The 23408-nt window shown below is 41.4% G+C and carries 25 protein-coding genes; 20 read left to right on the top strand and 5 right to left on the bottom strand.

What is annotated here, in order from left to right; all coding sequences use genetic code 11:
- Positions 1 to 165 precede the first annotated feature (165 nt).
- Entirely contained in the window at positions 166 to 651 is a 486-nt protein-coding gene (locus FY557_RS01185; RefSeq protein WP_149245472.1) for a DUF1573 domain-containing protein, read from the bottom strand.
- A 127-nt stretch (positions 652 to 778) separates the two neighbouring features.
- Here FY557_RS01185 and FY557_RS01180 point away from each other — a divergent pair, with 127 nt between their 5' ends.
- The 7 genes from FY557_RS01180 to FY557_RS01150 all read left to right on the top strand — a co-directional run bounded on the left by FY557_RS01180 (position 779) and on the right by FY557_RS01150 (position 7928).
- A complete protein-coding gene (locus FY557_RS01180; RefSeq protein WP_149245471.1) occupies positions 779 to 3394 on the top strand; it encodes a valine--tRNA ligase in 2616 nt (871 codons plus the stop codon).
- 23 nt (positions 3395 to 3417) lie between these two features.
- On the top strand, positions 3418 to 4032 hold the full coding sequence (locus FY557_RS01175) for a DUF3239 domain-containing protein (RefSeq protein ID WP_149245470.1): 615 nt from the start codon (positions 3418 to 3420) through the stop codon (positions 4030 to 4032).
- Positions 4033 to 4116: 84 nt separating this feature from the next.
- A complete protein-coding gene (locus tag FY557_RS01170; RefSeq protein ID WP_149245469.1) occupies positions 4117 to 4752 on the top strand; it encodes a DUF4241 domain-containing protein in 636 nt (211 codons plus the stop codon).
- An 84-nt stretch (positions 4753 to 4836) separates the two neighbouring features.
- Positions 4837 to 5724 carry a ribokinase gene (locus tag FY557_RS01165; protein ID WP_149245468.1) on the top strand — a complete coding sequence of 296 codons (888 nt, stop codon included), beginning with the start codon at positions 4837 to 4839 and terminating at the stop codon, positions 5722 to 5724.
- Between the two features lie 87 nt (positions 5725 to 5811).
- Positions 5812 to 6654, top strand: a complete 843-nt coding sequence (locus FY557_RS01160; RefSeq protein WP_149245467.1) for an alpha/beta fold hydrolase — start codon at positions 5812 to 5814, stop codon at positions 6652 to 6654.
- Positions 6651 to 7295 (top strand): HD domain-containing protein, encoded by a 645-nt coding sequence (locus tag FY557_RS01155; protein ID WP_149245466.1) that lies wholly within the window; start codon positions 6651 to 6653, stop codon positions 7293 to 7295. The genes FY557_RS01160 and FY557_RS01155 overlap by 4 nt, the downstream gene beginning before the upstream one ends.
- Before the next feature lie 39 nt (positions 7296 to 7334).
- Positions 7335 to 7928: a hypothetical protein gene (locus FY557_RS01150; protein ID WP_149245465.1), complete on the top strand. Its 594-nt coding sequence runs from the start codon at positions 7335 to 7337 to the stop codon at positions 7926 to 7928.
- Between the two features lie 126 nt (positions 7929 to 8054).
- Here the strand turns inward: FY557_RS01150 and FY557_RS01145 are convergent, their stop codons facing one another.
- From FY557_RS01145 to FY557_RS01130, 4 genes are all read right to left on the bottom strand, one after another.
- On the bottom strand, positions 8055 to 8285 hold the full coding sequence (locus FY557_RS01145) for a hypothetical protein (protein ID WP_149245464.1): 231 nt from the start codon (positions 8283 to 8285) through the stop codon (positions 8055 to 8057).
- A 193-nt stretch (positions 8286 to 8478) separates the two neighbouring features.
- The gene (locus FY557_RS01140) at positions 8479 to 9369 is read right to left on the bottom strand and encodes a DUF72 domain-containing protein (RefSeq protein WP_149245463.1); all 891 of its coding nucleotides are present in this window, start codon (positions 9367 to 9369) and stop codon (positions 8479 to 8481) included.
- 159 nt (positions 9370 to 9528) lie between these two features.
- The gene (locus FY557_RS01135) at positions 9529 to 11187 is read right to left on the bottom strand and encodes a ribonucleoside-diphosphate reductase subunit alpha (protein WP_149245462.1); all 1659 of its coding nucleotides are present in this window, start codon (positions 11185 to 11187) and stop codon (positions 9529 to 9531) included.
- Positions 11188 to 11320: 133 nt separating this feature from the next.
- The gene (locus tag FY557_RS01130) at positions 11321 to 12295 is read right to left on the bottom strand and encodes a ribonucleotide-diphosphate reductase subunit beta (RefSeq protein ID WP_149245461.1); all 975 of its coding nucleotides are present in this window, start codon (positions 12293 to 12295) and stop codon (positions 11321 to 11323) included.
- 426 nt (positions 12296 to 12721) lie between these two features.
- On the opposite strand from FY557_RS01130, the gene FY557_RS01125 reads away from it, so the two are divergent.
- The 13 genes from FY557_RS01125 (at position 12722) to FY557_RS20525 (ending at position 23125) form a co-directional block, all read left to right on the top strand.
- Complete coding sequence (locus FY557_RS01125; protein ID WP_149245460.1) at positions 12722 to 13411, top strand: ABC transporter ATP-binding protein; 690 nt, start codon at positions 12722 to 12724, stop codon at positions 13409 to 13411.
- Between the two features lie 108 nt (positions 13412 to 13519).
- The gene (locus tag FY557_RS01120) at positions 13520 to 14749 is read left to right on the top strand and encodes an ABC transporter permease (RefSeq protein ID WP_149245459.1); all 1230 of its coding nucleotides are present in this window, start codon (positions 13520 to 13522) and stop codon (positions 14747 to 14749) included.
- 210 nt (positions 14750 to 14959) lie between these two features.
- Positions 14960 to 16231: an ABC transporter permease gene (locus FY557_RS01115; protein WP_149245458.1), complete on the top strand. Its 1272-nt coding sequence runs from the start codon at positions 14960 to 14962 to the stop codon at positions 16229 to 16231.
- Between the two features lie 43 nt (positions 16232 to 16274).
- Complete coding sequence (locus FY557_RS01110; RefSeq protein ID WP_149245457.1) at positions 16275 to 17471, top strand: efflux RND transporter periplasmic adaptor subunit; 1197 nt, start codon at positions 16275 to 16277, stop codon at positions 17469 to 17471.
- A gap of 416 nt (positions 17472 to 17887) precedes the next feature.
- The gene (locus tag FY557_RS01105; RefSeq protein ID WP_149245456.1) at positions 17888 to 18787 is read left to right on the top strand and encodes an NAD(P)/FAD-dependent oxidoreductase; all 900 of its coding nucleotides are present in this window, start codon (positions 17888 to 17890) and stop codon (positions 18785 to 18787) included.
- Between the two features lie 109 nt (positions 18788 to 18896).
- Complete coding sequence (locus tag FY557_RS01100; RefSeq protein WP_149245455.1) at positions 18897 to 19223, top strand: ArsR/SmtB family transcription factor; 327 nt, start codon at positions 18897 to 18899, stop codon at positions 19221 to 19223.
- 57 nt (positions 19224 to 19280) lie between these two features.
- Positions 19281 to 19751, top strand: coding sequence for a DUF6428 family protein (locus tag FY557_RS01095; RefSeq protein ID WP_149245454.1), 471 nt, complete (start codon positions 19281 to 19283; stop codon positions 19749 to 19751).
- Between the two features lie 132 nt (positions 19752 to 19883).
- Positions 19884 to 20300 (top strand): arsenate reductase ArsC, encoded by a 417-nt coding sequence (locus FY557_RS01085; protein ID WP_149245452.1) that lies wholly within the window; start codon positions 19884 to 19886, stop codon positions 20298 to 20300.
- 108 nt (positions 20301 to 20408) lie between these two features.
- Positions 20409 to 21674: a serine hydroxymethyltransferase gene (glyA, locus tag FY557_RS01080; RefSeq protein WP_149245451.1), complete on the top strand. Its 1266-nt coding sequence runs from the start codon at positions 20409 to 20411 to the stop codon at positions 21672 to 21674.
- 60 nt (positions 21675 to 21734) lie between these two features.
- Positions 21735 to 22190, top strand: coding sequence for a regulatory protein RecX (locus FY557_RS01075; RefSeq protein WP_149245450.1), 456 nt, complete (start codon positions 21735 to 21737; stop codon positions 22188 to 22190).
- Between the two features lie 15 nt (positions 22191 to 22205).
- Positions 22206 to 22451, top strand: coding sequence for a DegT/DnrJ/EryC1/StrS family aminotransferase (locus FY557_RS20535; protein ID WP_317131770.1), 246 nt, complete (start codon positions 22206 to 22208; stop codon positions 22449 to 22451).
- 94 nt (positions 22452 to 22545) lie between these two features.
- Positions 22546 to 22755: a DegT/DnrJ/EryC1/StrS family aminotransferase gene (locus FY557_RS20530; protein ID WP_317131772.1), complete on the top strand. Its 210-nt coding sequence runs from the start codon at positions 22546 to 22548 to the stop codon at positions 22753 to 22755.
- Positions 22756 to 22819: 64 nt separating this feature from the next.
- Positions 22820 to 23125: a DegT/DnrJ/EryC1/StrS family aminotransferase gene (locus tag FY557_RS20525; RefSeq protein ID WP_317131771.1), complete on the top strand. Its 306-nt coding sequence runs from the start codon at positions 22820 to 22822 to the stop codon at positions 23123 to 23125.
- The last annotated feature ends 283 nt before the right edge of the window (positions 23126 to 23408 follow it).

Below are 23408 nucleotides of genomic sequence, written 5' to 3'. Positions count from 1 at the left end.
TCACAACAGGCAGCCTTAAATATCAAATGATCTGGTCAAGGTCAATGCTATTTTAAATTCATGATCTCTCCAGCTTCCATCCTCCGGTATCCGGTTTCTCTTACCTAAATATACAAAAAAACCGCCTCTTTCGGAGACGGTTTTTTTATCTGTAGTAGAAATGTATTATTTCGCAGCAGCTTTAGCTGACTTTTTTGCCGCTTTAGCGGCAGCCTTTGCTTCAGCTTTCTCAGCCTTTTCCTTAGCTTTAAGCTCCTCCGGAGTCAATGGCTTCGGTTCAGGGGCATTCGGATCTACATTTCCTTTGATATAGATTACGCTTCTGCTGTTCACCGGGTCATTGGAGAATACCTCGATCATTTTGTTGAAACCACCATTGATCGCCGTATTGTATCCTACCTTAATTTTAGCAGATTTTCCCGGCATAATAGGATCCTGGCTGAATTCAGGCGTTGTACATCCGCAAGATGCTTTTACGTTTGAAAGGATAAGAGGCTTATCACCGGTATTGGTTACGGTGAAAAATCGGATACCGTCTGAACTAGGTTTTACAGTACCGTAGTCGAAGGTAGTTTTGTCAAACGTAATCGTTTGTGCAGATGCAAGAGCGAATGTTCCGAATAATGCAATTCCTGCGATTAATTTTTTCATATTCTTGAATGTTAAATATGTTGTTAGATAAATTTCGGGAACAAAGTTAAAAATTATTTTAATTCATACTTAAAATTTTTTTTCTTTAGACTATTTTTGCAAATTGTAAAGTAAAGAAACAGAATTTATGCAGATTTCAGAAAAGTACAATCCACAGGAAACAGAACAGAAGTGGTACAATTACTGGTTGGAAAACAAATACTTCCACTCAGAACCGAATGATAAGCCGCCGTACACTGTTGTAATTCCTCCGCCAAACGTAACGGGGATTTTGCACATGGGGCACATGCTTAACAATACCATTCAGGATGTTCTGGTCCGACGTGCGAGAATGCAGGGTTTTAATGCCTGCTGGGTGCCGGGAACAGATCACGCTTCCATTGCTACGGAAGCGAAAGTAGTTGCCAAACTGAAATCGGAAGGGGTCAGCAAGTCTGATATCACCCGTGAAGAATTCCTGAAGCATGCCTGGGACTGGACCGATAAATATGGCGGAACCATCCTGGAGCAGCTGAAAAAGCTGGGCTGTTCCTGTGATTGGGAGAGAACCCGTTTTACGATGGAACCGAAACTTTCCCAGCAGGTAATTAAATCTTTTGTGGATCTCTATAACAAAGGGCTGATTTACCGCGGATACCGGATGGTAAACTGGGACCCGGAAGCCAAAACCAACATTTCGGATGAAGAGGTAATCTTCAAAGAACAGAACGGAAAATTATATTTCCTTAAATATGCTGTTGAAGGTTCGGAAGAATTCCTTTCCGTGGCAACCACCCGACCGGAAACCATTTTCGGCGATACGGCCATCTGCATCAATCCGAATGATGAGCGATATGCCCGCCTGAAAGGGAAAAAAGTAATCGTACCGATTGTAAACAGAACAATTCCGGTAATCGAAGACGAATATGTAGATATCGAATTCGGAACAGGAGCTCTGAAGATCACGCCGGCGCACGACGTAAACGATTATGAAATCGGAAAGAAGCACAATCTTCCGATGATCGATGCTCTGGATGACGATGGAAATCTGAATGATCACGGATTGCATTACGCCGGGAAAAACAGGTTTGACGTAAGAAAACAGATCGCAAAAGAACTGGAAGAAAAAGGTCTTTTGCTGAAAGCGGAAGATTATGTAAATAAAGTAGGAACTTCCGAAAGGACAGGTGCGGTGATCGAACCTAAAGTTTCAGTTCAGTGGTTCCTGAGAATGTCTGAGATTGCGAAGCCTGCTCTGGATGTTGTAATGGATGACGAGGTAAAATTCTATCCTGAAAAATTTAAGAATACCTATAAATACTGGATGGAAAACATCCGCGACTGGAATATTTCCCGCCAGTTGTGGTGGGGGCAGCAGATTCCTGCCTATTACTATGGTGACGGCGAAAACGATTTCGTAGTAGCTGAAACCATTGAGGAAGCATTGGAACTTGCAAAGCAAAAAACCGGTAATGATCAGCTGACAGCAGGAAACCTGAAACAGGATGAAGATGCGCTGGACACCTGGTTCTCCTCATGGCTTTGGCCGATGTCGGTTTTTGACGGATTACTTGATCCTGAGAATAAAGACATCAATTATTATTACCCGACGTCGGACCTGGTAACCGGTCCCGATATCATCTTCTTTTGGGTAGCCCGGATGATCATGGCCGGCCTGGAATATCGGAAAGAAGTTCCGTTTAAAAATGTTTATTTTACGGGAATCGTAAGAGATAAGCAGAGAAGAAAGATGTCAAAATCTTTGGGAAATTCACCGGATCCGCTGGAACTGATGGATAAATACGGAGCTGATGGCGTTCGTGTAGGAATTTTATTAAGTTCTGCAGCAGGAAATGACCTTCTTTTTGATGAAGATCTGATGTTGCAGGGAAGAAACTTTATGTCTAAAATCTGGAGTGCATTCCGATTAATCAATCTCTGGAATCATGAAGATAAGCCGGCAAATTCTACAGAAACTCAGGCCATCGAATGGTTTGAAAACAAATTGAATAAAACCATCGTTGAGATCAACGATCAGTTTGATAAATTCAGGATTTCCGATGCGCTGCATCTGATCTATAAACTGATCTGGGATGATTTCTGTTCTTGGTATCTTGAAGCTATCAAGCCGAACTACGGTGACGGGATTTCCAAAGAAGTTTACAACAAAACGGTTGAGCTTTTTGAAGAACTGATGAAACTGCTTCATCCGTTTATGCCTTTCTTAACAGAGGAACTGTGGCAGACGATTTCTGAGAGAAGTATGGAGGAGGCCCTGATTATTGCCCAGCAGAAAAAAGCGGAAGCATTTGATGAGACAATCATTAAAAACTTCGAGACGGCATCGGAATTCATTTCCGGGGTAAGGAATTACCGTCAGACTAAAGGGATTTCCCCGAGGGAAACCGCTGAAATTTATACGAATGCATCGGAGTTTGCCAATGAAGCCGTTATCCGTAAACTGGCCAACGTTTCAGAAATTCACTTCGGAACAAAGACCGATAAGCCAAGCTTTACCTTCCTGGTAGGAGCTACGGAAATTTCAATTCCGTTAAGTGAGAACTTAGACCTGGAAGAAGAAAAGAAAAAGACCGAAGAAGAAGTAAAATATCTGAAAGGGTTTCTGATTTCCGTAGATAAAAAGCTGTCCAACGAAAAGTTTGTAGCGAATGCCAGACCGGAAATCGTAGAGGTAGAACGTAAAAAACAGAAAGATGCGATGGATAAAATCGCGATTCTGGAAGAAAAACTGAAAAGCCTGTAAATTTTTAAACCGGCAGTAGATTAATGGAAGACGACAGAGGCATTTTTACATTAGATAGTGATACCGTAGCTTCCAATCCGGGAAGCGTACGGATAATGCCTTTCGTGTTGATGAGGTACATGCATAAATCCGTTTTGCTGCTGATTCCTCTATTGGCTTCGTTGGTTATTGCTTGTGAGGTTTCCTTGTTGTGGGGAGGATTATCTTCGGTCATCTTTTTTGTAATCAATTATTTGTACTGGAGAAGAAAAAGAGAGCATTTTGCCTACGGAGATTCCAAAGGTGGAATTGTGGTTTCGGAAAATCCCAAACTGATTGCCGTTGCAACCGACCTGTCAAAAGGATTTGCCGGAAGCTATCCGGTGATAAAGATCGTGCCTTACAAAGGAAAAGGTATGCTGAACGAGAGAATCGGGACCGTTGCCCTGTATGAAGGGACTTCAAGCTGTACCCCTCACTGGAACGATTTTTTTCCGGTTCCGGTGGAATATGTGAACAGCAATAAAGCCGAATTAAACGCTGTTTTGCGTTCCTATTCCGAAGAAAGCTGGGAAATATTGGAAAACAGGATAAAGCAGATCAGTAGACCCTACAAGGAAGGCCTGATTAAAATTTCTGCAGAAAACAGCAGCTGGTAATACCTGTAAGATTTATAATATTGCCTAAAATTTATGTTATCCAGAAAGCTATTGCTTTGAGACATGCAGATTAATTAAAATTAAATGACACATATAGAAAACATAAAAAAACTATTTTCTAAAAACTTCGTTGAAAATCCTTTGCTGGAAAGCTTCGAAGTCGGGAAAATTTATCTGTCCAGCGGAAAGCTTGTGGCCTGTGATCCTGTAATCACCAGCGATATGAATCCGTTTACCGTAAAATTTCCGAAAGGGGATTTTTCTGTTTTACTGCATAAAGAACGGGAAAGCAATTGCGTGGCTTATACCGAGATTATTTTCAGCAATGCGGAGGTGGCAGACTGGAAACTGGCTGTAACGGAAGGGCAGCATATAAAAGATCTGCAAGAAGGGGAAATATTCGGGTATCCTGTGGAAAGCGGCATGGGCTGCTTTATGGATGCCGATACGCAGAATGCCCTGAATGATCTGGAACAGCGGCTGTACCGTAGCAAAGGTGTAGACTTTATGGGGATTTATGAAGAATTTTTTCATGAATATTTTTTTGATGAGAATGGAGCCATCGACCAGTTTGCTTTTTTAAAACCGTCAGACCGGCATCCTGGAACCATTTTTGCCTTTGAAACCGGATATGGTGAAGGCTTTTATGCAAGCTATATTGCTTATGATAGAAATGGCGCACCGGTAAAAATCGTTACTGAATTTATCGAAATTAGTTAATTAACGTTAATTGTCTTTGAAACACAGCCGCGAGATGATAAATTTGTCCGAATCACAAAATAATAAAAAGCTAATTAAAACTCAATGAATTTTTCCTCAGAACAGCCGAAAATCATCGTTGTAGGAAGCTCTTCGATCGATCTTGTTTTAGAAACAGAAAAAGTTCCCTGCCAGAATGAGACGGTCATGGCCTACAATTCCGAAAGTTATTTTGGAGGAAAAGGGGCCAACCAGGCAGTTGCTGCCGCAAGGCTGGGAGCCAGCGTATATTTTGTAGGCTGTGTGGGTATGGATCCTCTGGGTCAGCAGATCATGAGAAACATGGTAAATGAAGGGGTAAATGTAGGCTTTGTATTTGAAACCGACCAGGAAGCAACGGGAACGGCTTATGTTACTACGTCAGACGGAAGCTCTGCAATTGTGGTGGTTCCTGCTGCCAATAATTATTTAAGCATCGAGCATGTGGAAGCGGCAGATAAATATTTCCATACTGCAGAACTTATTCTTCTCCAATTGGAAGTTTCTATGAAAGTGGTCGAGTACGCTGCACGGAAAGCCAAAAAATACCGTAAAAAAGTAGGGCTTTATGCTTCTCCGGCCCAGCCATTAAGCAATGAGGTGATTGACAATGTAGATTTTATCATTGTAAAAAGCAACGAGCTGCACATCGTTTTTGGAGAAGAACAGAGGGAAGAAATCCTTAAAAAGTACTTTAACAAAGTTTTCGTAAGAGATGATATTAATTCCACCGTTTATTTTGACGGCACGGAAATGAAGTACTGCAGAAATGATAAAGATAAAACCGTCTATAAAATGGGAATGGGTGATGCATTTACCGCAGGGTTTGCGGTAGCATTGTGTCATGAAAATCCTATTGAAGATTGTGTAAAATTCGGGAATGAGGTTTCCGCCAGGGTTTCCGGTAAAAAAGGTTCCCAGACCGGGCTTCCGAGAGTGTCGGATTTTCTTTAAAGTATTTGCTGCATATCGAAAAACAGGATAAAACCTAAATATAAAATGTAAAATTTCCACTTTTATAGTGGATTTTTTCTTTTACTTATGAAAGAGTTAAAACTTACGACACCGGACCGTTTTTCAATTACGGCTCATCTTTTTCTGCCTGAAAAAAGCAATGGCCGACTGTTGCTCATCAATTCGGCTACAGGCGTAAAACAGCAGCTTTACTTTTTATTTGCCAGTTACTTTTCGCAAAAAGGGTTCACCGTTATTACTTATGATTACCGCGGCATCGGTTCTTCCAAACCTGCCCGTATGAGAGGTTTTAAAGCTTCAATGAGGGTTTGGGGAGCTATGGATTATAAAGCAGTAACCGATTATATTAAAATTCATTTTAACAACTACAAAAAATATGTTCTCGGCCATTCAGTAGGTGCTTTAATCATGGGAATGAATGAGGGCTCGGGGATCTTTGACGAATTTGTTTTTGTCGGGACACAGAATGCTTTCATCGGGAATTTAAAATTCAGGACCAAAGTAGAAGCCCTCCTGGGATTTGGAATTATTCAGCCTTTAACCACAGGATTGCTGGGATATTTTCCTGCGCAGTGGTTCGGACTCGGAGAAAGTCTCCCGAAAAATTGCGCATCTGACTGGAGAACCTTAATTTTAAACAGAAAATCAACCAACCGGTTGCTGGAAAAAACAGAGGACTATTCTAAAGATCTGAAACAGCGTGTATTGGTCATCCGGGCAGAAGATGACGGATGGCTGACGGAAAAAGGGGTAAAAAGCCTGCTGAATAATACGTATCCAAACCTCAGACCTGTATATAGATTAGTTAAAACTTCAGAATCTGAGCAGGGAGAAATCGGCCACGTCAATTTTTTCAGGAGCTATAATAAAAATCTTTGGGACATTATTTTAAACGAATTGATAAGATGAATAAACTGATCGGAAACACGGTAGAATTTGTAAAAGAAAAATTGAAAGGTGCAGAAGCGGGACACGACTGGTTTCACATCGAAAGGGTGTGGAAGCTGTCTGAAAAAATTGCCGAAACGGAAAAATGTAATAAAGAAGTGGTGGAACTGTCTGCCCTGCTGCATGATATTGCTGATCCGAAGTTCCATAACGGGGATGAAACCATTGCTCTGAAAGTATCCAGGGTATTTCTGGAAAGCCAGCAGGTTCCGGAAGAGGTCATCGGGCAGGTATTATTCATCATTAAAAATATTTCCTTTAAGAACAGGGACGAGGTTCCGCAGGATCTCCCGGTTGAACTTAAAATCGTACAGGATGCAGACAGAATCGATGCCATTGGGGCCATTGGAATTGCCAGGACATTCAACTTCGGAGGCTTTAAAAACAACCTGATGTATGATCCGGATATTGAACCTAAACTGAATATGTCCAAAGAAGAATACAAGAAATCAAACGGGACAACCATCAATCATTTCTATGAAAAATTATTGCTGCTGAAAGATCTGATGAATACGGAAAAAGGGAAGCAAATGGCAGAGGAAAGACACGGTTTTATGCTGAAATTCCTCGATCAGTTCTATAAAGAATGGAATGTTGACTAGCATTCCCGATAAACCCTTTTAAATAAGTATCTTTGCAGTATGGTATTTATGGTCCTGCTTATTTTCTGGGCATTGGTTTTTTCCCTTATTCTTTTCAAAATAAAGAAGGGAAGGGGCGCGGAATGGGCGAAGATCTTCAGGATCCTCACGCTCGTTTTCTCCATTTCTTTTTTTACCTATTGGTTTATTAAAAGAAGCTCGGTGGGAATCGTGCAGGATTCTGTAGCTTTGCAGGTCATCAACAAACTTCCGCAGCCTATCGATTTTTATGTGATCAATCTCAACGATCCTGAAGCCGGAAAGGCAATTGAAACCAAGCATATCGGCAATATCCGTTCAGAATACTACAGAATTGAATATTTGAGAATGGATAGATCCGATGAATACTGGATCGTAGGATATCTTGGAAAAAAAAACCTGGTATATTTTTCCCAGCACGCCGTTCCGAATAAGAACATCGACCAGATCATTGAGATCAATAACTATATCAACCAGAGTGTGAAACTTTCGGAGATTGCCAAAAAGCAGGTAGAAGCCTACAATTATGAAAATACAAAGGTGGGCATCTGGGTAACCCTGGATTTCCTGCTGTTGTTTCTCAATCTTGTATTGCTGACGAGAAAACGTAAATAATGAATTCCGGCCTGTTCTATACTTGGCTGGAATTATATTTAGATAATCTGATTTATTTTAACGTTTAAGAGGCTTCCAGCCTCCAGTTTTCCCCTTCCGGGCTTTAACGTTAAAGTCTTCCGCTGTTTAAGGATAATCCAGAATCAGCATAACCGTCTCCTTGAATTCTTCCGGGCAGTTCTTCACCAATTTATCTTTATTCTGCTTACTAATCTGTTTCTGCTCAAGCCACTCGGTTTTATCGGAACTCAAGCTGTTGCTGTCATACGTTCTTTTTATTTTATGGTCCTCATAAAAAGTATATTCGTCGCCCAGCCAGTTAGTGGCGATGCTGATGGTGCAGATTTCATTTTCCATTGCTTTTCAATAAATTGTTAAACATTCCCCTTAACGGGATATATTTTCCTAATGTACTGATTATAAAAATACGAATACAGAATTGCACGGAATTTTTTTAATAGTTAAAAAAGTGGATTATCTTCGTTAAAGTGGTAGCTTTTGATGTAATTTATTTCACTAATTAGCGAATAAAATTTAAAGTCTTAATTTTCTAAAACAGACTTCCGATGCTTTCCGTTGCCATTTTTGGGATGTGAAGGTCTGTTTTCCAGATTTCATTGAGTTTTTTGACGAGATAGGACGCTAACAGAGGACTGTCTTTTTCGAAACCCTGATGGACAAAAAAATAAATATTTTGCAGGCCTTCTTTTTTCCAGGCCGTAAGCCGTTCTACCCATTCATCCAGCCGTGTAAGGTCTATTTCCGTACCGGCTGCCACAAAACGGATGAAAGTAGTGGGAGTGGTAAGCCGCATATGAAGCATATCTCTTCTGCCGGGCGTATCTACAATAATATTAGTGATCTGATGTTCTTCAAAAAGGTCACAGGTTATATTGAAAATTTCCTCGTTGTTATACCACTCGCTATTTCTGAGCTCGATCGCCAGCGGAACTTCTTTCGGCCATTCTTTTACAAACTTTTCGAGCCTGCTGTAATCTTTTGGCTGGTAATTATCATGAAGCTGTAGAAAGACCATGCCCAGTTTTTCTTCAAAATTCAGGACGGAGGTGGCAAACTGCGTGACATGATCCGTAACGTCAATCAGCCGCCTGTAGTGTGAAATCGTACTGGTGATTTTAGGGAAAAATTTGAAGTTTGCGGGCGTTTTGTCTTTCCAGGTAAGAATCTGTTCCGGAGCCGGCATTCCGTAAAATGTACCGTTAAGCTCAATTGAATTGAACTGGGTAGAATAGTACTTCAGTTCGTCTTTCGTACCTTTCGGGTAGAATCCTTTCATTTCGCTTTTGGTCCACTTGGCCGCCCCGACTGAAATATTCTCAAGCCCTTCTGTATTCCGGCTTAAAATTTCCTGTGTTCGCGGATGGTCTTTAGGCAATGTAAAATTAATCTTTGAAGGGTCTTCCACTTTTCCGAATTTCATAACTGGATGTTTTTTTGATTAGGCGGCTGAACAAATATAAGATAAAACTTACAGAAATTGTTTTCACAGCACTATGCAATTTTTATATATATCTGGCCATAAAAAAGCACGCTAAAAAGCGTGCCGAAGTGAATATGTATTGTTTATTATTTGAAAGTCTTATGCTTCACAAGCTGTGCAGGTAACAAAATTTACCATCATTTCTTTAGAAACAGAAGAACTTCTTTGATAATAAAGGGTTTTTACACCTTTCTTCCATGCTTCGATGTAAAGGTAGTTTACATCTTTCACAGGCATTGTCGAAGGGATCTGCAGGTTCAGGGACTGCGCCTGATCGATATACTGCTGTCTTTGGGCAGCCTGGGAAATAATTTCCATCGGAGAAATTTCCTTGAAGGTTTTAAACACTGCTTTCTCTTCATCGGTTAGTTCCTTCAAATGTTGTACCGAACCGTGATTCAACATGATGGTTCTCCATGTTTCTTCATTGTCAAGCCCTTTTGCTTCAAGCAATTTAGCCAGATACTTATTTTTACGCATGAAGTTTCCTTTGGCAAGCCCGGCTTTGTAATAGTTGGATGCAAACGGTTCGATTCCCGGAGAAGTCTGTCCCAGGATCGCAGAACTTGATGTCGTAGGAGCAATAGCCATCGTCGTGGTATTTCTCAATCCGTATCCTTTCAGTATTTCCGGTTCCCCATAGATGTTTGCAAGCTCTCTTGAAGCCTGTTCAGATTGTTCTTTGATAAGCCTGAAAGCCCTTGCGTTGAACTGTGTTGCTTCAAAACTTTCAAACGGGATCATATTTTTCTGAAGGTAAGAATGGTATCCTAAAACCCCTAAACCTAAAGCCCTGTGACGCATGGCGAAGTTTCTTGCACCCTGAAGGTAATAGTTGCCTTCCGTCTTATCAATGAATTCGGACAATACGGCATCCAGGAAGTAGATGGCCAGTTTTACGGCATCGGTATCTTTCCACTCATCATACAGTTCCAGGTTCATGGAAGACAGACAGCAGATGAAAGATTCTTCCCTTGTGGAAGGAAGCATGATTTCGGAACAAAGGTTACTTGCGTTTACCGTCAGCCCGAGATCCTTATATACCTGAGGCTTGTTTCTATTTACGTTATCCGTAAAGAAGATGTAAGGAAGCCCCTTCTGTTGGCGGCTTTCCAATACCCTTGCCCAGATTTTACGCTTATCCATATCGCCGTCGATCATATCCTGCATCCAGTAATCCGGTACACAGATTCCGGTAAACAGGTTCTGGATCGGGCTTCCGATATCTTTAATCGATAAAAATTCTTCAATATCCCCGTGGTCGATGTCCAGGTAAGCAGCAAAAGCTCCTCTTCTTACACCGCCCTGGGAAACAACATCCATTGCCGTATCAAATAATTTCATGAAAGAAACCGCGCCTGAAGATTTACCGTTGTCCGTTACCGCTGTTCCACGGTTACGGAGCTCTCCGAAATACCCTGAAGTTCCACCCCCGATTTTCGTCTGCATGATCACCTCACCCATTTTGTGAGTAATACCTTCGATGCTGTCCGGAATGTGCACGTTGAAACATGAAATTGGAAGCCCTCTCTGGGTTCCCATATTGGCCCAAACCGGCGACGAGAAACTGATCCATCCTTTGGTGATCATTTCCTTGAAAGCTGGCTGAAGCTCCGGCTTGTATAATCTCTTTGCCGCAGCAGTGGTAATCCGGTCAATGGCACCGTCTACCGTTTCCCCTTTCAGCAAATAGCCCCTGTTCAGCATTTGCTCAGACTCTTCATTGAGCCACCATATGTTGTTGTTCTGTTCGTCCATAGTTGTTGTATATTTTCGAATTCCCGAACGGTTTTACGGCTCAGGAATTTCGTTGCTTTAAAGTAAATTTTTAATGATTCGGTAGGCTAACATGATATTTGTAGAGACCAGTGCCTTATCATGATTTATTCATTTAGAATAAATCGTTCGCTGTAATACTCTTATCGTGCTTCGTATAATCCACCGGTCTTTTCGCAAAGAAATCATCCATAGAATTAGCGAAAACCTCTTCTTCAAACCAAACCATTGGTCTGTACTGCTCGGCAGTAACATTGTACCTCGGCTGCATGTCGATTTTCTTAAGGCTGTCATCAACACGGTATTTCATGAAATTCAAAAGGTCTTCTTTAGAAACATGGTCTATTTCGCCTAATTCGAAGATCCAGCTCAGGATATCGCCTTCTCTTTCGATAGATTCATCCACCAAAGTATAAATGTCTTCTATATCACTGTCGGTTAAAAGTTCCGGCTGCTCCTCCCTGATTTTGTTGATCAGGAAAATTCCGGCATTGGCGTGGATCTGTTCGTCAATGGAGGTCCAGGCAATAATGTTGGAAACGTTTTTCATGAATCCTTTGAACCTTGTGAAAGAAAGGATAATGGCAAACTGAGAGAAAAGCGATACGTTTTCTACCAGGATACTGAACAGCAGTAAAGCCGAAACATATTCTTTAGGTGTTGCGGAATTGGCATGTCTCAGGGCATTTCCCAGAAACTCGATTCTGCTTTTTACAGCAGGAATTTCAACAACGTTAAGGAACTCATCATTATATCCCAACACCTCAAGAAGACGGGAATAGGCTTCTGAGTGACGGAATTCACATTCGGCGAAGGTAGAACCCAGCCCGTTGAATTCAGGTTTTGGAAGATGCGTGTATAGATTTCCCCAGAAGGTCTTTACAGACACCTCAATCTGTGCAATCGCCAAAAGCGCATTTTTCACAGCATGTTTTTCATGCGGCTCCAGCTGCGAATGAAAATCCTGAACATCTGCAGTAAAATCCACTTCGGAATGTACCCAGAACGATTTGTTGATCGCCTCTACGAACTGAAGAACTTCAGGGTATTCAAATGGCTTGTAACTTACTCTCTTATCAAAAACTCCCATGTTAAAATGTCTTTATATTTAATTAATCGGATCAGTGTGGAAAAGTCGCTTGAAATAAACAAGTAGTTGACTGATAGTTACTTATTGGTAAAATTTATTCACAATCAAAACTGTTATAGATCCCGGACCATTTATGTACAAAGTTAGAAAACAAGAACTGTAATTGAAAGGGCAAAACACTAATTCGTTGAGTTTTAACAGTAAAAGTTTTCCACATTTGCACGGAAAGCCTTTAGATATTGACTTCCAAACCTTTATCACGGAGAAATAGGGGATATTACAGAATTTTTATTAAACAAAAAAGTATAAAGCCTTATAAATAAAGGATTATTTTGTTAAACATTAATTTATGGAAAGAAATTTCCATTCGCCGTAACAAATTAAAAAATGTACCTACTTATTGAATATAAAACATAACATCACTTCATGTTACTAATTCAGGATTTACACAAATCGTACGACACGGGAAAGAGCAAACTGCACGTACTCAAGGGAATCAATCTCAGCATTTCCGAGGGGGAGTTTGTTTCGATCATGGGAAGTTCCGGATCCGGAAAATCCACACTTCTGAATATCATCGGTATTCTTGATGAAAAAGATTCCGGGATCTACGAACTGGATAGCGTGCCGATCGAACATTTGTCTGAAGTAAAAGCGGCAGAATACAGAAGCCGGTTTCTGGGATTCATTTTCCAGTCCTTCAATCTGATCGGATATAAAACCGCTCTGGATAATGTAGCCCTTCCGCTGTATTACCAGAATGTTGCTAGAAAAGAACGTAACCAGAAAGCGATGGAATACCTGGAGAAAGTTGGGCTGGCCCAATGGGCAAACCATTTGCCGAATGAGCTTTCAGGAGGGCAGAAGCAAAGGGTGGCCATCGCCAGGGCATTAATCACCGATCCGAAAGTAGTACTGGCCGATGAACCGACCGGGGCATTGGATTCCAAGACTACCCACGACATCATGAAGCTTCTTCAGAACATTAACAATGAAGGGAAAACCATCATTGTCGTGACCCACGAGCCCGACGTTGCCGCACAGACCAAAAGAAACGTCGTACTCCGAGACGGAATCATCGAAAGTGATGAGTTTATTAAGCAGCTGGTGTTGTAAAGTAGGATGCTGGGTGCTGGGAGAAAGGATGTTATAATAAATTAGAATTAAATCAGCGGAAAGATGGAGACTTCTTTCATCCAGCTTCCCGCTTCAAGCCTAAAAAATATGTTTGATCTAGATCGTTGGCAGGAAATATTCAGTTCGATCCGCAGTAATGTATTGCGGACAGTACTTTCCGGTTTTACCGTGGCGTTGGGATTGTTTATTTTCATTGTGCTTTTCGGAATAGGATCGGGATTGCAGAATGCTTTTACCCAAGGCTTTGCCCGGGATGCCCAAAACCTGATTTCGATTGTTACGGGAAAAACAACCATCGCTTACAACGGGCTGCAGTCTGACCGGCAGGTGACAATGAATAATGATGACTACGATTTTCTCGTCAATATTGATAAAGAAAAAGTGGGGAGTTCCACTCCAAGATATACCTCAAACCTATTGGTGAAATACGGAAAGGAAAGCGGGAATTACCAGATCAACGGCGCCACGCCTGAAGAACAGGTCATTGAAAACCGGAAAGTACTGGAAGGCCGCTACCTGACCCCGACCGATCTCGAGCGGAAACAGAATGTGGCCGTGATCGGCAGAATGGTCCAGCGTGACCTTATCAAAAACGGAAGCCCTGTTGGTAAAGAGTTGAACATCAACGGAACCATGTTCAAAGTGGTCGGGGTATTTTCGGATGATGGCGGCGACTGGGACGAAAGGCACATTACCGTTCCGATTAGCACGCTGCAGCAGATGAAAAAGGGATCCGATACAGTAAGCATCAATTACATTGCCTATAACGAAAAAATGACGCCTGAACAGGCCATCAAATACGGCGACAAGCTGAAAGAACGGCTAAAAGCCCGTAAAAACGTGGCTCCCGACGATGAAAACGGAGTCCGGATCTGGAACAATGCCCAGAATATGAACGACACTTTCGCATTCATGGCCGTTCTTACCGGAATCGTCGGATTTATCGGTTTGGGAACTCTACTGGCGGGAATCATAGGGATCAGCAACATCATGGTCTATATCGTAAAAGAAAGGACCAAAGAAATCGGGGTGCGGAAAGCCATCGGGGCGAAACCGCGGAGCATTGTAGCCCTGATCGTTCAGGAAAGTGTAGTTATCACCGTGGTTTCAGGACTGATCGGTGTAGGATTGGGGGTGTTGGCTTTGTATTTAATCGGAAATAACCTGGAAGAGTATTTTATTAAAGATCCGAGTGTAGGCTGGGGGCATATTATTGCGGCATTCATCGCGCTGGTTTTTTCAGGATTGGTGGCAGGATTCGTTCCGGCATACCGGGCATCGAAAATCAAGCCGATTGAAGCCTTGAGGACGGAATGATAGAAGGTGAAAGATGAATTTCACTTCGCGAGTAAAAAATGAAGCTTATAACTGAACTGAAATTGAAAGGCATAGCGAACTGATCCGAAGGAATACCATTGGTAAAGACGAAAGGTGAACCTTGCTTTCAAGTGAATTAAGGTCACAGAAAATTCACCATTGACTTGAAGAAATTGACGATTGACAATATTAAAAAACTGACAGTTTAAAATGAACATAATATTTAAAAAAGATACCTGGCAGGAAATTTATTATTCGTTGCGGAATAATAAGCTCCGGACATTCCTTACCATGATCGGGGTAGGCTGGGGTATGTTTTTGTATGTAAGTTTGCTGGGAGCGGCAAAAGGAATGGAAAACGGTTTCGATAAATTGTTTTCCGGTTTTGCTACCAACTCGATTTTCCTTTGGGCACAGAATACCTCTATTCCATATGAGGGGTTTCCAAAAGGAAGGCAGGTGCATCTTCACCTTCCGGATATCGACATGCTGAAAAGGAAAATCCCGGACATCGACTATATTTCCCCTCAGAACTCACGCGGAAGCTTTACAGGAACTCCGGGAGAAGCCATGTCTAAAAACGGTAAAACGGGAACCTATTCCTTAACCGGGGATTATCCGATAGGAAATAAAATTTCCGAAAAAAAGCTGATTTTCGGAAGATACATCAACGATGCCGATGTTTCGGGAAATAAAAACGTGGCCGTCATCGGAGAAGAGATTTACAAAAATTTCTTTGATGCCAAAAAGAACGAGAACCCGCTTGGGAAATCCATCAATATCAAAGGGATCTTTTTTAATGTGATCGGGGTTTTCCGGGTGAAGAAAGGTGGCGGTTTCGAAAATGACCAGACGGTTTTTATTCCGCTTTCCACCTATACGAAAATGTATAATGCCGCAGACCAGATCGATATGTTTGCCATTGTGAGCAAACCGAATGTGGATGTGAATTCCGTGGAACAAAAAGTAAAGCTTGAACTGAAAGCCCAAAATAAAGTTTCCCCGGAAGATACCAATGCGTTCGGAAGCTTCAATTTAGGGAAGGAATTTAAAAAGCTTACCGGCTTTCTGACGGGAATGCAGCTTTTAACCATTATCGTAGGAACCTTAACCATCCTCGCCGGAGTCATTGCCATTTCCAACATCCTGCTGATCACGGTGAAGGAAAGAACCAAAGAAATCGGGATCCGGAGAGCATTAGGCGCAAAGCCTGCCGAGGTACGGAACCAGATCCTGCTGGAAAGTGTGGTCATTACACTCTCATCGGGCCTGCTCGGCTTTATCTTCGGGATTTTTGTGCTGATGATTCTGGATATCGCCACCAAAGGCCAGGACTCGTTTCCGTTTTACAATCCGACCGTAAACTACGGGAATGTTTTTGCTGCCATGTCGGTCATGGTAATCCTTGGATTGATTATCGGGCTGATTCCGGCGCAGAGAGCTGTAAAAATCAGACCGATCGAAGCATTGAGAACCGAATAATTGAATGAATTTAATTTAACAGAATAAAAAAATAAACTATACAATGAAAAAGAAATTCACCTGGAAAAAAGCCGTTTATATCGTCCTGGGGCTTTTGTTTGCCGTGGCCCTCTTCGCAGGAATCGGGTACCTGGTAAAATCCAATTCAAAGGAAGATGAAGCGTTCCTAACCCGAAAGCCTACCGTTCAGAACATGGACGATAAAGTAATGGCTACGGGGAAAATTGTTCCGAAAGAAGAAATTGAGATCAAGCCGAATATTGCAGGGATTATCGATAAAATCCTGGTGGATGAAGGAGACAGGGTAGAAGTGGGACAGCTGATTGCCACAGTAAGGATTGTTCCCAATCTTTCCGAGGTGAACAACGCACAGCAGAATGTGAGCAACCAGCAGCTTCAGATCAGCAATGCCAAACTGAACGTCGATAACATGCGCAAACAGTTTGACATGCAGGAGCGTCTTTATAAGCAAGGGGTAGCTTCCAAGCAGGAATACTTAAATGCCCAACAGCAGCTGTACTCTACGCAACAGGCCCTCAGAAATGCCCAGCAGCAATTGGTAACGGCCCAAAAGGCTTTGCAGATCGCCAGAACGGGATCTACTCCGGAACTGCAGGGGCTGGCTACCACCCAGATCCGCTCCAAAGCATCAGGAACAGTTCTTGAGGTGCCGGTAAAAGTAGGAAGCCAGGTGATTGAAGCCAACTCATTCAATGCCGGAACCACCATCTGTTCGATCGCTAACCTGAATTCACTGATCTTCCAGGGAGAAATCGATGAGGCCCAGGCCGGAAAGCTGAAGCAGGGAATGGACATGAACATCGTGATCGGTGCTCTTCAGAACAAAACATTTCCGGGAAGGCTGACGATGATCGCTCCGAAAGGAAAAGACAACAACGGAACCATTAAATTTCCGGTAGAGGGTGATGTTTTCAACCCGAATAACGAGTACATCAGAGCCGGGTTTTCAGCCAACGGTGAGATTGTACTGAATTCACAGAAAAATGCTCTGCTGCTGGATGAATCTTTAATCCAGTATGAAAAAAGAAACGGAAAAGACGTTCCTTTCGTGGAAGTAAAACAAAAAGACGGCAAGTTCAAGAAAGCGTACGTAAAATTAGGCGCAAGCGACGGAATCAATGTTCAGATCCTGGCAGGGCTGGATAAAAATGCGGAAGTGAAAGTCTGGAACCCTTCTGATAAAGACAAAGAAGAATTAAAAGACAAAGCGAAAAAATAGTAAGCAATCACTATATTTTTTTTAACACAATCCCGGGGTATACCCGGGTTTTTTGTTTTATCGGGTCTTCATCTCTGTTCCGGATATTTTTCAGGAGCTGTTTCCTGCTTTCCACTGTATCTTTTCTGTTACGGCCTCCACGCTGTTCCGCCCGCAACAAAAAAGGATGCCGTTCCAATCAGGGCTAAGGCTGAAGGCGTTTTTCGACAGCCTGGAATATTTAGATTCCCGGATCTGTTATGATTTTCAGGTGGCTTAACCAATCAAACTTAACTTTAGGCAAACGCTCTACTTTCATTGAATACGCTGATTCATAATTTTATTATTGAAACATTGTTGCATTAATAATTTTTGTTTTACCTTTGCGACAGATAACGGTGCAGTACTTGTACTTACTACCGGCAAACAGACAGCTAATGGAAAATAACTTTGATGTAATCATTATAGGAGGGAGCTATTCGGGACTATCGGCGGGAATGGCTTTAGGAAGATCCTTACGGAAAATTTTAATTATTGATAGTGGAAGACCCTGTAATCAGCAGACCCCGTATTCCCATAATTTTCTTACCCATGACGGAAAAATACCGAAAGAAATTTCTGATCTCGCTAAAGAGCAGGTGTCGAAATATAAAACCGTACAATTTTATGACGGACTCGTAACCAACGTATCAAAGCAATCTGAAAATTTTGAAGTAAGGACTGAAAACGGCGGTGTATTTCATGCCAGAAAGATAATCCTGGCTTCAGGCGTAAAAGATATAATGCCGGATATTCCCGGGTTTGCGGAATGCTGGGGAATTTCAGTGATTCATTGTCCTTATTGCCATGGATATGAAGTTCATGGAAAGGCCACCGGCATTATGTCTAACGGCGATATGGGTTTCGAATTTTCAAAGATTGTTTATAATTTAACCAAAGAACTGACCCTTTTCACCAACGGTAGTTCAACACTCAACGGTGAACAAACCGAAAGATTCGGCAGAAACAACATAGGAATTACAGAAACGGAGATTGAAAGGATTGATCACGAGAACGGGCAGATCCGTAAGGTTATTCTCAAAGGTGGGGAAGAAATTTCCTTGGATGCCCTCTATGCCAAAATTCCTTTTGAGCAGAATGTCAACACCGATGATCTGGGACTGGAGCTTACGGAACATGGGCACATTAAAATAGACCACTTCCATAAAACCAATGTAGAAGGTGTTTTTGCCTGCGGTGACAATACCACCATGATGCGTGCCGTAGCAAATGCGGTAGCTCAGGGAAATTTAACCGGAGCGATTGTAAATAAGGAGCTTGCTGATGAAAGTTTTTAAACTTCATTTATATATTTATTTTGCTGCCTCCCGGTTTTTCGGGAGGTTTTTTTAGAGAAATTTGGCTGATCAAGAATATTTATCGTAATATTGCGATAAAGTTTTGGATATGGGTGCTACAAAAACAGATTTCTTTACCGAACGCCAGAACCGGATTGCGGTTATTGCAAAGGCATTAGGCCATCCTGCGCGGATTGCTATTATAGAATACCTCTTAAAAGTAAACGAATGTATTTGCGGAGATATCGTGAATGAGCTTCCTCTGGCGCAGCCTACCGTTTCCCAGCACCTTAAAGAATTGAAAAATGCAGGCCTGATCAAAGGAAATGTTGAAGGAAATTCCGTTTGTTATTGTATTGATGAAAAAGCTTTTGAGGTATTGCATCTGTTTTTTTCGGAGGTGATTGCCACCGTTAAAAATCAAAGTTGCTGTTGAAAAAAATTAAAATAAATTATCGTAATATTGCGATATTACAATTAGAATAGAAGCGTTATGACTCTTGAACAGATTAAAAAAATCCTTCCTGGACTAAACAATATGGAATTCCAGCTGGAAGACGGAACATTTGTACCGGAACATTTTCATGTGACTGAAATCGGAAAGGTTACCAAAAATTTTATCGACTGTGGCGGAACCTTAAGGACAGAGGAAAAAGTAAACTTTCAGCTCTGGAATGCCGACGATTATGAACACCGTCTGAAAGCCGGGAAACTGCTCGGTATTATCTCGCTCGCCGAAATACAGCTGGGAATAAAAGATGTCGAAATTGAAGTGGAATACCAAAGCACGACTATTGGAAAGTACAGTCTGGATTTTAACGGGAAAAATTTCATTCTCAAAAATACTTTAACTGCCTGTCTTGCCGAGGAGGCCTGCGGAATACCGACACAGAAGCAAAAAGTACAACTGAGTGAACTTACAAAACAAAATTCAGGCTGCTGCCCTGGGGCCGGATGTTGCTGATACTATGGAAAACCTTTTGATAAAATACAGGAAGCCTCTCATGATAACGGCTTCCGTCATTCTTCTGCAGCTGATTTTCGGCTTCGATCCGAAGTTCTGTATTATTAATATTATTTGGTTGCTTGTTTAAATATGAAAAAGAAGATATTTGTTCTCTGCACGGGAAACAGCTGCAGAAGTCAGATCGCAGAAGGTTATCTGCGGTACTTTGCCGGGGACAGAGCTGAAATCTATAGTGCGGGAATTGAAACCCACGGCTTGAATCCAGAGGCTGTTGCAACCATGAAAGAAGATGGCATCGACATTTCCAGGCATACTTCCAACCACATCGATGAATACAGGCACCTCGATTTTGATTTTGTGATTACTGTTTGTGACCACGCTAAAGAAAATTGTCCGTATTTCCCGTCGAAAACGAAATCCTTTCATCAAAATTTTCCCGATCCTGCCAAAGCAATGGGAAGGAAGGAGGAAATCTGCCATGCCTTTAAAAATGTTCGGGAAGAAATTAAGAAATATTGTGAAAATTTCATTAAAGAAAACCTCTGATAGGCGAATTTGATAATTTTTCCCACTAAAAATCATATTTTCTAATGCTGAAATCTCGCCGGAAATTTCGTACTTTTGGCATGAAAAATTTCTAAAACTAAAAGTAAAATGGACATTATTTTCGACCTGATTGAAAAAGAAAGACAAAGACAGACTCACGGCATTGAGATGATTGCGTCAGAAAACTTTGTTTCTGATAATGTAATGAAAGCTGTGGGAAGCGTATTGACCAATAAATATGCTGAAGGATATCCCGGGAAAAGATATTACGGAGGATGTGAAGTAGTAGATGAGGTCGAAACCCTGGCAATTGAAAGAGCGAAAGAACTTTTCGGAATCGAGTATGTAAATGTTCAGCCTCATTCAGGATCCCAGGCGAATGCAGCCATTTATCTTGCCGTTTTAAAACCCGGTGACAAAATCATGGGAATGGACCTTTCCATGGGAGGGCACCTGACTCACGGTTCAGCCGTAAACTTTTCAGGGATCCAGTATGATGTGGTTTCGTATGGCGTTCAGCAGGAGACCGGCCTTATCGATTACGATCAGATGAGAGAAGTGGCATTAAGGGAAAGGCCGAAAATGCTTATTGCAGGTTTCTCAGCATATTCCAGGGATCTTGATTATGCAAAATTCAGGGAAGTTGCCGATGAAATCGGAGCTACGCTTTGGGCCGATATTGCCCACCCGGCAGGTCTTGTTGCCAAAGGTCTTTTAAATAACCCGTTTGAGCATTGCCACCTTGTAACCACAACTACGCATAAGACTTTAAGAGGCCCGCGAGGAGGAATGATCATGATGGGCAAAGATTTTGAAAATACCTACGGTCATAAAACACCGAAAGGCGAGACCAAAATGATGAGCCAGGTTCTTGACGGAGCTGTTTTCCCTGGAATCCAGGGCGGCCCGCTGGAGCACGTTATCGCAGGAAAGGCAGTAGCCTTCGGTGAAGCGCTGGATGATAAGTTCATGACGTATGCCAAGCAGGTACAGTCCAACGCCCAGGCTCTGGCCAAAGCAATGATCGACAGAGGATTCGATATTGTAAGCGGCGGAACGGATAACCACCTGATGCTGGTAGATCTCCGAAATAAAAATGTGAACGGTAAAGAGACCGAAAAAGCATTGGTATTGGCAGATATTACCTGCAACAAAAATATGGTTCCGTTTGATGATAAATCACCGTTTACAACTTCCGGAATCCGTTTGGGTACTGCAGCCATTACGACAAGAGGATTGAAAGAAAACGATATGGATACGATTGCCGGATTGATTTCCGACGTGGTGGACAATATCAAAAATGAAGAAGTAATTGCTTCCGTAAGAAAAAAAGTAAATGAATTAATGGAAGGTAAAGCCTTGTTCAATTACTAATCTTATTATAAATAAATGAAAGAATGGGCACACTGTCCATTCTTTTTTGTATCATTACATATGGAAAAGAAGTCTCTGACTTTTGCTGAGATCAAGCTGAAACTCGTGAATTATTGCGTGTATCAGGACCGTTGCCATGCAGAAGTTGAACAGAAAATGAAGGAGTTTCTTTTGATTGATGAAGCAAAGGAAGAAATCATGCTTTATCTGATGAAAGAAAATTATCTGAATGAAGAGCGGTTTACCAGAAGCTACATCCGCGGCAAATTTTATATCAAGCACTGGGGAAAGACAAAAATCAAAATGCATCTCAAGCAAAAGCAGATTACCGATAAACTGATCAGCAAATGCTTTGATGAAATTTATGAAGACGATTATCTGAAAACCATAAAAAAGATTTATGAAGATTATTACGCAAAACAAAGCGGACAGGAATATCAGAAAAAATCCAAAACCATAAAATACCTGATGAGCCGGGGTTTTGAATATGAGCGAATAAACGATGTTTTTGAATAAAATTAACATTTGGTATTGGAACTAATTTGGCTTTCACCCTCCTATATGAGGGTCAGCGAGCTTCAATATCTACAGGAAGCATTTGATGCCAACTGGATTTCGCAGGCCGGCCATAACATTACCGAATTTGAAAAAAGCCTTGAAAATTATTTGGGTGAGAATTCATTTGTCACTGCTTTATCTTCCGGCACCGCAGCCATACATCTCGCGCTGCAGCTTTTAAATGTCGGGGAAGGGAATTTCGTCATATGCAGTCTTTGACCTTTGTGGCTTCTGCTAATCCCATTCTGTATTTAAGGCGAATCTCATTTTTGTAGACGGTGAGCATTTCACGTGAAATTTATGTCCGGATGCTCTGGAGGAAGCGATTAAGTTTTGTATAAAAGAGGGTAAAAACCCCCAAGCAATAATTTTTGTGTCTTTATATGGAATGCCTTTCATGGTAAAAGAGATTATGGATATTTCCAGAGAATACGAGGTTCTTGGTATCAAAGGTAGCGCAGAAGATCTGGGAAGCTGTTATAAAATCAGCTTTGCGGAACGTTCGGTGATTTGTCGGTTATAAGCTTTAATGGAAATAAAATCATTACGAAGTCGGGTGGCGGTATCTTGATTTCAAGAAATCAAAGATAAAAACAGGACATTATACCTGGCAACACAGGCCAAAGAAGAAAGATTATTACAGCCATTCTGAAATAGCATACAATTACCGCCTTAATATTTCCGCAGGAATCGGGAGAGGACAGATGCAGGTTCCTGAAGAAAGAATTCCTGAACACAGGAAAAATAATGACTTTTATCAGACCATATTAAATGATTCTGAAATATTTTCTCTATTTCTGATCCTGATGAAAAATATTATTCCAATTACTGGCTCAATACCATCATTAAACATCCTGATTTACAAAAAGAAAAAATTGCAAAACAATTTCTGAAAAAATATAGAGGTCCGATATTTATGGAAACCGATGCATTTACAGGATTTGTATAAAGATTATTATTTCTTTGGTAATAATATATGTGGTATGCTTTTTGATAGTGGTCTATGCCTTCCATCAGGAAGCGAAATGAGTAATAGATGCAGATACAGAATATCAGAATTGCTATTCAATATTAAAATTTAAATTTATTTTGTAAATTTCAACAACAGTTGAATTTTTATTTTAATTTTGCACTAATGCTTCAACCATCAATGCAGGATCGGGTTTATGCTTTTAA

Origin of the sequence: Chryseobacterium sp. SN22 (genome assembly GCF_008329705.1) — a bacterium.
In the GTDB taxonomy this organism is placed as follows: domain Bacteria; phylum Bacteroidota; class Bacteroidia; order Flavobacteriales; family Weeksellaceae; genus Chryseobacterium.
This window is presented reverse-complemented; position numbering and strand designations above follow the sequence as displayed.